Here is a 12,940-nt window from a genome sequence, read left to right as displayed (position 1 = left end):
GACGATATGGATAAGCGAACGATGAAACGCCCCAACATCCTCTTCATCATGGCCGACCAGATGGCCGCGCCAATATTGCCCTTCTACGCGTCTTCGCCGATCAAGTTACCGAACCTGTCGCGTCTCGCCAGCGAAGGCGTGGTGTTCGATTCGGCCTACTGCAACAGCCCACTCTGCGCGCCCTCGCGCTTCACCCTGGTGAGCGGCCAGCTGCCGTCGAAGATCGGCGCCTACGACAACGCCGCCGACTTCCCCGCAGACGTGCCCACCTACGCGCATTACCTGCGGCGCCTGGGCTACCGCACGGCGCTATCGGGCAAGATGCACTTCTGTGGCCCGGACCAGCTGCATGGTTACGAGGAGCGCCTGACCAGCGACATCTACCCGGCGGACTATGGCTGGGCGGTGAACTGGGACGAGCCGGACGCTCGCCCAAGCTGGTACCACAACATGTCCTCGGTGCTGCAGGCCGGTCCCTGCGTGCGCACCAACCAGCTGGATTTCGACGAGGAAGTGGTGTTCAAGGCGCGCCAGTACCTCTACGACCATGTGCGCGAACACGCCCAGCAGCCCTTCTGCCTGACGGTGTCGCTGACCCACCCACACGATCCCTACACCATTCCTGCGGAGTACTGGGATCGCTACGAGGACACTGAGATCCCGCTGCCACGCGTTCACTTCGAAGTTGCCGAACAGGACCCCCACAGCCAGCGCCTGCTCAAGGTCATCGACCTCTGGGGCAAGCCGCTGCCGGAGGCGAAGATCCGCGACGCACGCCGCGCCTACTTCGGCGCCTGCAGCTATGTCGACGACCAGATCGGCGTGCTGCTGAAGACACTCGCCGACTGCGGCCTGGCCGACGACACAATCGTCATATTCTCAGGCGACCACGGCGACATGCTGGGAGAGCGCGGCCTCTGGTACAAGATGCACTGGTTCGAGATGGCCGCCCGCGTGCCGCTGCTGGTCCACGCCCCTGGCCGCTTCCAGCCGCGCCGGGTGAGCCAGTCGGTCTCAACCGTCGACCTGCTGCCCACCCTGGTGGAGCTGGCCGGCGGTGAACTGGACAACAGCCTGCCGCTGGATGGCCGCTCGCTGGTGTCGCACCTCCAGGGCCAGGGCGGGCACGATGAGGTGCTGGGCGAATACATGGCCGAAGGCACCACCTGCCCGCTGATGATGATCCGCCGTGGTCCGTACAAGTTCATCTACTCGGAGCAAGACCCCATCCTGCTCTTCGATCTGGCCAACGACCCGCAGGAACTGGAAAACCTTGCCACTTCAAAGGACCACCAGACCCTGCTTGCGGCCTTGATCGACGAAGCCCGCGCTCGCTGGGATATCCCGGCGATCACCGAAGCCGCCCTGGCCAGCCAGCGCCGCCGCCGCTTCGTTGCAGCCGCCCTCACCCATGGCAAGCTGAAAAGTTGGGATCACCAGCCCTTCGTCGACGCCAGCCAGCAGTACATGCGCAATCACATTGACCTGGACGACCTGGAACGCCGCGCGCGCTTCCCCAAACCCTGACCCACTCTTGCGAGGAACCAAGGCATGAAGACGATCAATGCAGTGCTTGCCGGTAGCGTGCTGCTGACCGGCTTGGCGTTCAACGCCCAGGCTGAGGACGCCAGTTGCGCCACCGTGAAGCTGGGCGATCCGGGCTGGAGCGATATCGCCGTGACCAATGGGGTGGCCCGCTTCCTCCTGGACGGGCTGGGCTACCGGACCGAAACCCCGACCCTGGCGGTGCCCATCATCTTCGCCGGCCTGCACAAGGGGCAGATCGATGCATTCCTCGGCAACTGGATGCCGGCCCAGCAGAGCAACTACGACAAGTTCGTCGCGGCCGGCAGCGTCGACAAGGTGGCGCAGAACCTCAGCGGCACCGAATACACCCTGGCGGTGCCGCGCTATGCCTACGACGCGGGGGTGAAAACCTTCGCCGACCTGGACAAGTTCGCCGACAAGTTCGAGCACAAGCTCTACGGCATCGCCGCAGGCTCGCCGGCCAACGTCTCCATCCAGCAGATGATCAAGTCCGACGAGTTCGGCCTGGGCGACTGGAAGCTGGTGGAGTCCAGCGAGCAGGCGATGCTGGTACAGGTAGGCCGTGCGGTGAAGCGCGAGCAGTTCGTGGTCTTCCTCGGCTGGACCCCGCACCCGATGAACGTGCAGTACGACATGGTCTATCTCAAAGGCGGCGAGAAGTACTTCGGTGAAAGCGGCAGCGTGAACACCCTGGCGCGCAAGGGCTACGCCGCGCAGTGTCCGAACGTGGGCAAGCTACTGGCCAACCTGCAGTTCACCCAGGAGATGGAGAACGCCATCATGGACCAGGTGCTCAACAGCAACGCCAACAACGACGCCGCCATCAAGACCTGGCTCAAGGCCAACCCGGCGGTGATCGACGGCTGGCTCCAGGGGGTCACCACCCGCGACGGCAGCGATGGCCTGGCAGCGGTGAAGGCGAAGCTCTGAACCGGGGGAGGGTTGATCTGGCCTGTAGGGGCGAATTCATTCGCCAAGCAGGCCGTAGGTCTGCCATTCGAGACCGACCGGGGCAGCTGCGCTGCCCTTGGCGAATGAATTCGCCCCTACAAGAGCCTCGCCACCGAGATGAAACTGCCTGATGTGTTCCCCTTCCTCGCCTGGCTCCCAGCCGTCCGCCCACGCGGCCTGGGCCGCGACGCGCTGGTGGGTCTGACCGGCGCCATCCTGGCCCTGCCGCAGTCCATCGCCTATGCGCTGATCGCCGGGCTGCCGGCGGAGTACGGGCTCTATGCAGCGGTGGTGCCGGTGATCATCGCCTGTCTGTGGGGTTCTTCCCGGCATCTGATCTGCGGACCGACCGCCGCCATTTCGGTGGTGCTCTTCGCCAGCGTCAGCCCGCTGGCCTTGCCGGGCAGCCAGGACTACATCGGCCTGGTGCTGCTGCTGACCTTCCTCGCAGGGGCATTCCAATGGCTGGTCGGGGCGCTGCGCTTCGGCTCCCTGGCGAACTTCGTGTCCCAGTCGGTGATACTCGGTTTTACCCTCGGCGCAGCCCTGGTGATCGCCCTCGGCCAGGTGCCCAACCTGCTGGGGCTGACCGGTCTGGAAGGACGCGCGACAGCCTGGCAGAGCGCCCTCGAACTGGCCGGGCATGTGCGCGAGGTGCACTGGCCGTCATTGCTGGTAGCGACCTTCACACTGGGCTTGTCAGCCCTGGTACGCAGCCTGTGGCCGCGCCTGCCGGCGCTGCTAATCGGCATCATCGGCGGCAGCCTGCTGGTGCTGGGGCTGCCGGCTACTTTCGCCAGCGTAGAACTGGTGCACCCCTTCAGCGGTAGCCTGCCGCCGCTGGCCGCGATCCGCTTCGACGCCGAGGACATGCTGCGCCTGCTGCCCTCAGCGGTCGCCTGCGGCCTGCTCGGGCTGGCCACCAGTCTGTCCATCGCCCGCGTCCTGGCCAGTCAGTCCGGTCAGGTGCTGGACGCTAACCAGGAGACGCGCGGGCAGGGCCTCTCCAACCTGATCGGCGCCTGGTTCTCGGGTTACCTGTCCGCCGGTTCCTTCACCCGCTCGGGGCTGAACCTGCAGGCAGGCGCCCGTTCGCCGCTAGCGGGAGTGTTCTCGGCGCTTTGGGTGGCGCTGTTCGCCCTGCTGGGCGCTCGGTTGATCGCGCATATCCCGTTGCCGGCGATGGCGGCGAGCATCCTGCTGATCTGTTGGGGCCTGGTCGACGCTCGTAGAATTCGCCAGCTCTGGCGCGTCAGCCGCGCGGAATTCGCCGTGATGGCGCTGACTTGCGCCGCGACCCTGTTGCTGGAGCTGCAGACCGCCATCTACGCCGGCGTGCTGGCGTCGCTGTTCTTCTACCTCAAGCGCACCTCGCAGCCACGGGTGCTGCAGGCGCAGGAGGGGGATGCCGAGGTACTGCGCATCGAGGGTTCGATCTTCTTCGGCGCCTGCCCGTACCTGCAGCGGCTGATCCAGCGCAGCCGCGCCGGGCGCCTGGTGCTGGATGCGCATCATGTGAACTTCATCGATTACGCCGGGGTGAGCATGCTTCACGAGGAAGCGCGGCGCCTGGGCGGGGAAGGGCGCAGCCTGGTGCTGCGCCGCGCCCGCCCGCAGGTGGAGCGGGAGCTGCGAAAGCTGGAAACCGAAAGCAGCGGTCTGGTGATCGAGGGCTAGCAGGCTCGTGGGTTTACTGTGGGAGGGGAAAGTTCAGCCCTGTAGGATGGGTGGAGCGGAGCGATACCCATGCTGCTGCGCAGAACCTGATGGGTATCGCAGGCTCCACCCATCCTACAAAGGCTCAGCCCAACCTTCGCTCCTGCAGTCAGCCTTGCGCCAGCTGGCGGCGCAGCTCGGCCAGCACCGGCGCGCTGTCCGGCAGCACGCCGCGCCAGAGCAGGAAGGCTTCGGCGGCCTGCTCCACCAGCATGCCCAGACCATCGAGCGTGCGAGCAGCACCGTGCTCGGTGGCCCAGCGGTTGAAGGCGGTCATTTCCTTGCCGTACATCATGTCGTAGCAGACGGTGTGACCCGGCTGGATCAGGCTCGGCGAGATGGGCGGCAGGTCACCGGCGAGGCTCGCCGACGTACCGTTGATGATCAGGTCAACCGGCTCCTCCAGCCAGTCGAAGCCACTGGCAGACACCGGGCCGAGATCGGCGAAGAGTTGGGCCAGCACCTCAGCCTTCTCCACGGTGCGGTTGGCAATCACCAGGCCTGCCGGCCTCGAAGCCAGCAGCGGTTCGATCACGCCACGCGCAGCGCCACCGGCGCCCAGCAACAGGATGCGTTTGCCGGCGAGAATCAGGCCGGCGTTGCGGGTGAGGTCGCGCACCAGGCCGGCGCCGTCGGTGTTGTCGCCGAGCAGGCTGCCGTCATCGAGCTTCTTCAGGGTGTTCACCGCACCCGCGCGCTGGGCTCGAGCGCTGAGGCTGCCGGCCAGCTGATAGGCCTGCTCCTTGAAGGGCACAGTGACGTTGCCGCCCTTGCCGGTTTCGAAGAACTGCCGGGCGCAGCCCGTGAAGTCGTCCAGCGGCGCCAGCACGGCTTCGTAGGTCAATTGCTCGCCGGTCTGCTCGGCGAACAGACGGTGGATCAGCGGCGACTTGCTGTGGCCGATGGGGTTGCCGAAGACGCAGTAGCGGTCGGTCACAGCCCTGCCTCCCCGAGCCAGTCGCGGTCCTTGAGAAAGTACTCGGTCAGGCGCGCTTCTTCGCTGCCCGGTTCCGGCTTCCAGTCATAGCCCCAGCGCACGTGCGGTGGCAGGGACATGAGGATGGATTCGGTACGGCCACCGGACTGCAGGCCGAACAGAGTGCCGCGGTCGAACACCAGGTTGAACTCCACATAGCGGCCCCGGCGGAAGGCCTGGAACTCACGCTGTTGTTCGGTAAAGGGGGTGTTCTTGCGCTTCTTCAGGATCGGCAGGTACGCCTCCAGGTAGGCATCACCGATGGCGCGCATGAAGGCGAAGCTGGTGTCGAAGTCCCACTGGTTCAGGTCGTCGAAGAACAGACCGCCAATGCCGCGCGGCTCGTTGCGATGCTTGAGGTGGAAGTAGCGGTCGCACCACTCCTTGTAGCGCGGGTAGACGTCGGCGCCGAAGGGCGCGCAGGCGTCGCGGGCCACCTTGTGCCAGTACACGCAGTCTTCCTCATTGGCGTAGTAGGGCGTCAGGTCGAAACCGCCGCCGAACCACCAGACCGGCTCCTCGCCTTCCTTCTCGGCGCAGAAGAAACGCACGTTGGCGTGGGAGGTGGGTACGTGGGGGTTTTCCGGGTGGATCACCAGGGACACGCCAAGGGCCTGGAAGCCGCGCCCGGCCAGTTCTGGGCGGTGGGCGCTGGCCGACGGCGGCAGGTTGGCGCCGAACACGTGGGAGAAGTTCACACCGCCCTTCTCGATCAGTCCGCCGTTCTCGATCACCCGGGTGCGGCCACCACCACCGGCGGGGCGCGTCCAGGCATCCTCGTAGAAGCCGGTCTTGCCGTCCTCAGCCGCCAGGGCGGTGCAGATGCGGTCTTGCAGATCGAGCAGGTAGGCCTTCACGGCCTCGGTACGGTCAGTCACGTCGTCAACCTTGGAAGCGGGTAGGGTGGCGGAAAAATGAGCAGGCAAGCATACCACCGCCAATGGCCACTGGTGGCTTGACGGGAATCAAGGCGAGGCGTTGGATGGGGGCTTTTCCGACCAGGAGGTTGCAAGCATGGCCAAACGTATCCAGTTCTCCGCCTACGGCGGACCGGAGGTCCTCGAATATGCGGAGTACCAGCCGGCAGAACCGGGGCCGCAGGAAGTACGGGTGCGCAACCGCGCCATCGGCCTGAATTTCATCGATACCTATTACCGCAGCGGCCTCTATCCGGCCCCGAACTTCCCGACCAGCCTGGGTACCGAGGGCGCGGGCGAGGTGGAAGCGATAGGCAGCGCGGTGACCCATTTCAAGGTGGGCGACCGCGTGGCCTACGCCACCGGCCCGCTGGGCGCCTACAGCGAACTGCATGTGCTGCCGGCGGACAAGCTGGTACGCCTGCCTGATGGCATCAGCTTCGAGCAGGCTGCGGCGGTGATGCTCAAGGGCCTGACGGTGCAATACCTGCTGCGCCAGACCTTTCCGCTCCAAGGCGGCGAGACCATCCTCTTCCATGCCGCCGCCGGCGGGGTTGGCCAGATCGCCTGCCAGTGGGCGCGAGCCCTGGGCGTGAATATGATCGGTACCGTCAGCTCGGCGGAAAAAGCCGCGCTGGCGAAGGCCAACGGTGCCTGGGCGACCATCGACTACAGCCAAGAGAACGTGGTGCAAAGGGTGCTGGAGCTCACCCACGGCGCCAAGTGCCCGGTGGTCTATGACTCAGTGGGCAAAGACACCTGGGAAATCTCGCTGGACTGCGTGGCACCGCGCGGCCTGATGGTGAGCTTCGGCAATGCCTCGGGCCCGGTGACCGGTGTGAACCTGGGCATCCTGGCGCAGAAGGGCTCGCTCTTCGTTACCCGGCCGACGCTGTTCGGTTACGCCAGCACGCCGGATCGCCTGCAGGCGATGGCCGACGAGCTGTTCGGGCTGATCGCCGATGGGCGCATCAAGGTGGAGGTGAGCCAGCGCTTCGCCCTGGCCGACGCCGCCAAAGCGCATACCGCCCTGGCCAGTCGCCAGACTACCGGCTCGACCGTGCTTATCCCCTGAGTACGCGGCCGCTGGCCAGGTCGCGGATGATGCTGGGATTGCGGCGTCCACCCAGGGCGCCACCCAGCACCGCGTCCAGCGTGTCGCCGAAGTACTGCTGCACGCGCAGGCGCGAATAGGCGGCAGGGCGACCGGATGGGTTGGCGGAGGTGGAGACCAAAGGACCGGTGAGGGCGCAAAGATCGCGCACCAGCGGGTGGTCACTGACACGCAGGGCAACGCTGTCGTGCTGGCCGGTGATCCACTCCGGGAGCAGGTTCTGGTGCGGCACCAGCCAGGTATTGGGTCCCGGCCAGCTGCTGGCGAGCCGGTCGATCCAGACGTCCGGCAGGCCTTCGAGGAGGAAGTCGAACTGGCGGATGTTGTCCGCCACCAGGATCAGCCCTTTCTCCACGGGGCGCTCCTTGAGCGCCAGCAGGCGGTACACCGCATCTTCGTTCCAGGGATCGCAGCCCAGTCCCCAGACCGCCTCGGTGGGATAGGCGATCACACCGCCTTCACGCACGACCCGCGCCACTTGCTGCACCCGCCAATTGCTGACCATCACCCACTCCCGCATAACTGGATCGGCAAAGTGTACAGGGCTCACCCTTGGCGATGCACCCAGCAGCCGGCCTCGCGGGCGACGCGCCCTTGCAGCTCCAGGTCGGTGAGTTCGGCCAGCAGGCGCGGCAGCTCCCAGCCACTGGCAGCGGCCAGGCCTTCGCTGCTGTAGGGCGCAGCGCGCAGCAGGTCGAGCAAGGGATGGGCGGCCAGCGCAGGCGGGTCGGCAGGGCACGCTGGCGCGATGGCCTGCCAGCCGCGCAAGGCTTCGAGTATGTCTTCCACCTTCTCGACCAGGCTGGCGCCTTCGCGGATCAGCTGATGGCATCCGCGTGCACCCGGATGGTGGATCGAGCCGGGAATGGCATAGACCTCGCGACCCTGTTCGGCCGCAAGGCGAGCGGTGATCAGGGAGCCGCTGGAGGGGCTGGCTTCCACCACCAGCACCCCCAGGGAGAGGCCGCTGATGATGCGGTTGCGCTGAGGGAAGTTGGCCGGCCGCGGCGGGCAGCCCAGGGGCAGCTCGGACACCAGGACGCCGCCTTCTTCGACTATGCGAGCAGCCAGCCCACGGTGACGGTTGGGATAGAGACGCTCGAGACCGGTGCCGAGCACCGCGACCGTCTGGCCAGCCGCTTCCAGGGCACCCAAATGGGCAGCCCCATCGATGCCCAGGGCGAGTCCACTGGTAATCACGAAACCGCCTCCGGCGAGGCTGCGGGCAAAGGCCCGGGCGGTGTCCAGGCCGGCAGCCGAGGCGCGGCGGCTGCCGACCATCGCCAGTTGCGGACGCTCCAGCAAGGTGGCGTCACCCGCGACGTAAAGCAGCGGCGGAGCATTGACCAGTTCGGTAAGCAGCGCGGGGTAGGCCGGGTCGTCCCAACACAGCAACTGGTGGCCGGGGTGCTCCAGCCAGGCCAGGGCATGGCCGGCGGCGTCACGGATTTCCGGACTGCGGCGCGGGTCGGCGGAGGCCTCCGGCAGCCCCAGCGAACGCCACGCTGATGCCGGCGCACTGAGGGCGGCAGAGGCAGAGCCAAAGGCTTCGATCAGGCGGCGAAAACGGGCGGGGCCAAGTTCGGGGAGGTGGTGCAGGCGCAGGCGAGCTTCCAGCTCGGCGGGGGATATTGATGGCATCTCGATCGGTCCTTGATCGCGCCGCAGATGCGGCCGGACCGCCATCAATACAACAAGCCCCCGCAGGACGGGGGCTTGGAGGTGTTACGGGTTATGTACCTTGTCCAGCACCGCCAGCTGGCGGGTGGCGGCGAGGATCAGGCCGTAACTGAGCTTGTCGTAGGTGCGGAACACCATCAGCAGGCCGGCGCGTTCGTCCGGGATCTTGATGAACTCGTCGGTGACACGGTCACGCACGGTTTCGCCGGTCTTGTAGACCGCCAGCACGTTGCCTTCTACCAGGCCGTCCCGCTTGCCCTTGTTGATGGTGACCACATCGAACTGGCCGATCTGGGTCACGCCGCGCGGCACGTCGAGGATCACTCCGCTGACATCGTTGGTCGGCGCGCTGGGCATGAAGGTGGAGTTGATGGCACGTTCCTCGGTGGGGAACAGGCGATCGCCCAGGCGCACTTCCTGGGTGGAACGGGTCAGCTGCAGGGTACCGATGTCGCCCTCGTCAGCGACCATTTCGCCGCCGCCGATATCGTCGGCATTGATGCCGAGGAATTCCTTGGTTTCCGGGTCGAGGTAGGTCTTGCCCTGGCGGAAGATGCCATAGACAGGCTGCTCGTGGTTGAACGCGCCACGGGCGTAGACGCGGTCGCCAGCGCCACTGACCACACGCTCGGCATTGCCGGCGACGATATAAGGCGCGCCTTGGAAGTCCTTGGGATCGTCGATGATGCGGTTGGTCAGCAGGAAGGCGTTGATGGCTTCCAGCGGAATGGTCGGGATGGCTTCGGCCATCGGCGTGCTACGCACCTGGGGCGAGAGCTTGATGGTGCCGCGGGATGCACCGCGGTTCAGCATCAGGCGCGGCTGGCCATCGACGTAGACCAGGCTGAGCAGGTCGCCGGGATAGATAAGGTGCGGGTTTTCGATCTGCGGGTTGGCGTGCCAGATTTCCGGCCACTTCCAGGGCTGGCGCAGGAATTTGCCAGAGATGTCCCAGAGCGTGTCGCCCTTGACCACCGTATAGCGTTCCGGATGCCCTTCCCTGAGTTCCACCGCAGCCTGGGTCAGGCCACTGGCGGCCAGCAGCAGCAGGGCGAGTAGTGATTTCCTCATGCGGTGAATCCCTTTATTATGTTCATTCACTTGCAACGCCCCGAGAGCCGCCCCAACCGGGCTCTTCAGCCGTTTTTTCGATGCTGCTCACCATCTTAGCAGCGGTTTTTTAACTTATTCCACAAGTGCATCACAAACGCATATGGCGATTCTGAACATTCTCGAATTCCCCGATCCGCGGTTGCGCACCATTGCCAAACCGGTGGACGTGGTGGACGACTCCATCCGCACGCTGATCGATGACATGTTCGAAACCATGTACGCCGCACCGGGTATCGGCCTGGCCGCCACGCAGGTGAACGTACACAAGCGCGTGGTCGTGATGGACCTGTCGGAAGACAAGTCCGAACCAAGGGTTTTCATCAACCCCGAGTTCGAGTCGCTGACCGACCAGATGGACCAATATCAAGAAGGCTGCCTTTCGGTACCCGGTTTCTATGAGAACGTCGACCGCCCGCAGCGGGTCAGGATCAAGGCCCTCGACCGCGACGGCCAACCCTACGAGCTGATCGCCGAAGGGCTGCTCGCCGTGTGCATCCAGCACGAGTGCGACCACTTGAACGGCAAGCTCTTCGTCGACTACCTGTCGTCCCTCAAACGCGATCGCATCAAGAAGAAGCTGGAAAAACAGCACCGCCTCCACGCTTGATTCCTCCGATCCCAAAGGCTTGCCCCGGCAAGCCTTTTCTTTTTAGTGAGCCCTGAATGAGCCAAGCACTGCGCCTCGTCTTCGCCGGCACCCCGGAGTTCGCCGCGGAGCACCTCAAAGCCCTGCTCGATTCCCGCCACCAGGTCATCGCCGTCTACACCCAGCCGGACCGCCCGGCCGGGCGCGGACAGAAGCTGATGCCCAGCCCGGTCAAGCAGCTCGCCGTGGCACACGGCATCCCGGTGCTGCAACCGCCGACCCTGCGCGACCCGGCCGCCCAGGCTGAACTCAAGGCCCTCGGTGCCGACCTGATGGTGGTGGTGGCCTACGGTCTGATCCTGCCCCAGGCGGTGCTCGACACGCCGCGCCTGGGCTGCATCAACAGCCACGCCTCGCTGCTGCCACGCTGGCGCGGCGCTGCGCCGATCCAGCGTGCGGTAGAGGCGGGCGATGCGGAAAGCGGCGTGACCGTGATGCAGATGGAAGCCGGCCTCGACACCGGCCCGATGCTGCTCAAGGTCACCACGCCGATCTCGGCCTCCGACACCGGCGGCAGCCTGCACGACCGCCTCGCCCAGCTCGGCCCTGAGGCGGTTCTGGAAGCCATCGAAGGCCTGGCCGCCGGGACCCTGCGAGGTGAAGTCCAGGACGATGCGCTGGCCAATTACGCGCACAAGCTGAACAAGGACGAGGCGCGCCTCGACTGGAGCCACCCGGCGGTGGAGCTGGAGCGCTTGGTGCGCGCCTTCAACCCCTGGCCGATCTGCCACACCAGCCTCGACAGCGCGCCGTTGAAGGTGCTGGCTGCCGCTCTCGGCGAAGGCAAGGGCCAGCAACCCGGAGAGATCCTCGCCGCAAGCAAGGATGGCCTGACCGTAGCCTGTGGCGAGGGCGCTCTGCGTCTGACCCGCCTGCAACTGCCTGGCGGCAAGCCGCTGAACTTCGCCGACCTCTATAACAGCCGCCGCGAGCAGTTCGCCGTGGGTAAGGTGCTCGGCGCATGAACCCGCGTCTCGCCGCCGCCCGCGCCCTGGCCACAGTACTTTCCGGCAAGGCTTCCCTGGGCGGCAGCCTGCCGCCCCAGCTGGACAAGGTCGACCCTCGCGATCGCGCCCTGGCCCAGGACCTGGCCTTCGGCGCCGCCCGCTGGCAACCGCGCCTCAGCGCCTTGGCCGAACGCCTGCTGCAGAAGCCGTTCAAGGCCGCCGACAAGGATGTGGAAGCCCTGCTGCTGGTCGGCCTCTACCAGCTCTTCTACACCCGCATTCCCGCCCATGCCGCCATTGGCGAAACCGTTGGCTGCTCGGACAAACTGAAGAAACCCTGGGCCAAGGGACTGCTCAATGCCGTGCTGCGCAATGCTCAGCGCCAGGGTGAAACGATCTTCGCCGAACTCGAGCGCGACCCGGCCGCCCGCACCGCCCACCCACGCTGGCTGCAGAAGGCGCTGAAAGCCGCCTGGCCGGAACACTGGGAAGCAGTCTGCGCGGCGAACAATGCTCACCCGCCGTTGATCCTGCGGGTCAATCGCCGACATGGCAGCCGCGAAGCTTATCTGGCCGAACTGCAGCAGGCCGGCATCGCCGCCGAGCCCTGCACCTTCAGCCACGATGGCATCCGCCTTGTCGAAGCCTGCGACGTGAAGACCCTGCCGGGCTTCGCCGAGGGCCGCGTCAGCGTGCAGGACGAAGCCGCACAACTGGCCGCCGACCTGCTGGAGCTGGCCCCTGGCCAACGGCTGCTGGATGCCTGCTGCGCCCCTGGCGGCAAGACCTGCCATGTACTGGAGGCCGAGCCGGGCCTGTCTGAAGTGGTGGCTGTCGATCTGGAAGAAAGCCGCCTGGTGCGCGTACGCGAGAACCTCGCGCGACTTGGCCTGCAGGCACACCTGATCGCCGCCGACGGCCGGGATACCGCCAGTTGGTGGGACGGCAAACCGTTCCAGCGCATCCTCCTCGACGCCCCCTGTTCGGCCACCGGCGTGATCCGCCGCCACCCGGACATCAAGCTGACCCGCCAGGCGGAAGACATTGCCGCACTGGCCCAGCTCCAGGGCGAACTGCTGGACACCCTCTGGCCAACCCTGGAGGTAGGCGGCGTGCTGCTCTACGCCACATGCTCCACCCTGCCACAGGAAAACAGCGACAACATCGCCGCCTTCCTTGCCCGCACCCCAGGTGCCCGCGAGCTGGACATCCCCGGCCCCTTCGGACTGAAACAACCCCACGGCCGTCAACTGCTGGCGCAGGAAAACGGCCATGACGGTTTCTACTATGCCAAGCTGATCAAGATTGCCGCCTCGCCTCGAGGCTAATGGA

Annotated in this window: 12 protein-coding genes; 7 read left to right on the top strand and 5 right to left on the bottom strand. The window is 66.0% G+C overall.

Translation table 11 applies throughout. The annotated features are described in order from the left end of the window. Positions 1-21 precede the first annotated feature (21 nt). The 3 genes from betC (at position 22) to THL1_RS00140 (ending at position 4,176) form a co-directional block, all read left to right on the top strand. Positions 22-1,527, top strand: coding sequence for a choline-sulfatase (gene betC / locus THL1_RS00150; RefSeq protein WP_069081379.1), 1,506 nt, complete (start codon positions 22-24; stop codon positions 1,525-1,527). A 24-nt stretch (positions 1,528-1,551) separates the two neighbouring features. Continuing rightward, positions 1,552-2,478, top strand: a complete 927-nt coding sequence (gene choX / locus THL1_RS00145) for a choline ABC transporter substrate-binding protein (RefSeq protein ID WP_069081378.1) — start codon at positions 1,552-1,554, stop codon at positions 2,476-2,478. Positions 2,479-2,616: 138 nt separating this feature from the next. Beyond that, positions 2,617-4,176: a SulP family inorganic anion transporter gene (locus tag THL1_RS00140; protein WP_069081377.1), complete on the top strand. Its 1,560-nt coding sequence runs from the start codon at positions 2,617-2,619 to the stop codon at positions 4,174-4,176. A 148-nt stretch (positions 4,177-4,324) separates the two neighbouring features. Here THL1_RS00140 and aroE read toward each other — a convergent pair whose 3' ends face one another. Both aroE and hemF read right to left on the bottom strand, forming a co-directional pair. Beyond that, entirely contained in the window at positions 4,325-5,152 is an 828-nt protein-coding gene (gene aroE, locus THL1_RS00135; RefSeq protein ID WP_069081376.1) for a shikimate dehydrogenase, read from the bottom strand. Then, entirely contained in the window at positions 5,149-6,069 is a 921-nt protein-coding gene (gene hemF / locus THL1_RS00130; RefSeq protein ID WP_069081375.1) for an oxygen-dependent coproporphyrinogen oxidase, read from the bottom strand. The genes aroE and hemF overlap by 4 nt, the downstream gene beginning before the upstream one ends. 136 nt (positions 6,070-6,205) lie before the next feature. Between hemF and THL1_RS00125 the strand changes: the two genes are divergently transcribed. Beyond that, positions 6,206-7,183 (top strand): NADPH:quinone reductase, encoded by a 978-nt coding sequence (locus THL1_RS00125; protein WP_069081374.1) that lies wholly within the window; start codon positions 6,206-6,208, stop codon positions 7,181-7,183. Here the strand turns inward: THL1_RS00125 and THL1_RS00120 are convergent. From THL1_RS00120 to THL1_RS00110, 3 genes are all read right to left on the bottom strand, one after another. Next, a complete protein-coding gene (locus THL1_RS00120) occupies positions 7,173-7,727 on the bottom strand; it encodes an L-threonylcarbamoyladenylate synthase (protein ID WP_069081373.1) in 555 nt (184 codons plus the stop codon). The two genes, THL1_RS00125 and THL1_RS00120, sit on opposite strands and share 11 nt — an antisense overlap. Before the next feature lie 41 nt (positions 7,728-7,768). Further along, positions 7,769-8,863: a DNA-processing protein DprA gene (gene dprA / locus THL1_RS00115; RefSeq protein WP_069081372.1), complete on the bottom strand. Its 1,095-nt coding sequence runs from the start codon at positions 8,861-8,863 to the stop codon at positions 7,769-7,771. Positions 8,864-8,947: 84 nt separating this feature from the next. Further along, positions 8,948-9,973 carry a LysM peptidoglycan-binding domain-containing protein gene (locus THL1_RS00110; RefSeq protein ID WP_069081371.1) on the bottom strand — a complete coding sequence of 342 codons (1,026 nt, stop codon included), beginning with the start codon at positions 9,971-9,973 and terminating at the stop codon, positions 8,948-8,950. Positions 9,974-10,115: 142 nt separating this feature from the next. Here THL1_RS00110 and def point away from each other — a divergent pair, with 142 nt between their 5' ends. Genes def through rsmB form a run of 3 tightly spaced genes read left to right on the top strand, consistent with a single transcriptional unit; the run spans position 10,116 to position 12,936 of the window. Further along, positions 10,116-10,622 carry a peptide deformylase gene (def, locus tag THL1_RS00105; protein ID WP_069081370.1) on the top strand — a complete coding sequence of 169 codons (507 nt, stop codon included), beginning with the start codon at positions 10,116-10,118 and terminating at the stop codon, positions 10,620-10,622. A 56-nt stretch (positions 10,623-10,678) separates the two neighbouring features. Further along, entirely contained in the window at positions 10,679-11,626 is a 948-nt protein-coding gene (fmt, locus tag THL1_RS00100) for a methionyl-tRNA formyltransferase (RefSeq protein WP_069081369.1), read from the top strand. Further along, on the top strand, positions 11,623-12,936 hold the full coding sequence (rsmB, locus tag THL1_RS00095; protein WP_069081368.1) for a 16S rRNA (cytosine(967)-C(5))-methyltransferase RsmB: 1,314 nt from the start codon (positions 11,623-11,625) through the stop codon (positions 12,934-12,936). Before fmt ends, rsmB begins: the two co-directional genes overlap by 4 nt. Positions 12,937-12,940: the final 4 nt, after the last annotated feature.

Origin of the sequence: Pseudomonas sp. TCU-HL1 (genome assembly GCF_001708505.1) — a bacterium.
Taxonomy (GTDB): Bacteria; Pseudomonadota; Gammaproteobacteria; order Pseudomonadales; family Pseudomonadaceae; genus Metapseudomonas.
This window is presented reverse-complemented; position numbering and strand designations above follow the sequence as displayed.

Bases quoted from the DNA above. Each gene is read 5' to 3' on its own strand.
- betC (WP_069081379.1), top strand. From the start codon at position 22: ATGAAACGCCCCAACATCCTCTTCATCATGGCCGACCAGATGGCCGCG.
- fmt (WP_069081369.1), top strand. From the start codon at position 10,679: ATGAGCCAAGCACTGCGCCTCGTCTTCGCCGGCACCCCGGAGTTCGCC.
- THL1_RS00140 (WP_069081377.1), top strand. From the start codon at position 2,617: ATGAAACTGCCTGATGTGTTCCCCTTCCTCGCCTGGCTCCCAGCCGTC.
- choX (WP_069081378.1), top strand. From the start codon at position 1,552: ATGAAGACGATCAATGCAGTGCTTGCCGGTAGCGTGCTGCTGACCGGC.
- dprA (WP_069081372.1), bottom strand. From the start codon at position 8,863: ATGCCATCAATATCCCCCGCCGAGCTGGAAGCTCGCCTGCGCCTGCAC.
- THL1_RS00110 (WP_069081371.1), bottom strand. From the start codon at position 9,973: ATGAGGAAATCACTACTCGCCCTGCTGCTGCTGGCCGCCAGTGGCCTG.
- THL1_RS00125 (WP_069081374.1), top strand. From the start codon at position 6,206: ATGGCCAAACGTATCCAGTTCTCCGCCTACGGCGGACCGGAGGTCCTC.
- def (WP_069081370.1), top strand. From the start codon at position 10,116: ATGGCGATTCTGAACATTCTCGAATTCCCCGATCCGCGGTTGCGCACC.
- THL1_RS00120 (WP_069081373.1), bottom strand. From the start codon at position 7,727: ATGGTCAGCAATTGGCGGGTGCAGCAAGTGGCGCGGGTCGTGCGTGAA.
- rsmB (WP_069081368.1), top strand. From the start codon at position 11,623: ATGAACCCGCGTCTCGCCGCCGCCCGCGCCCTGGCCACAGTACTTTCC.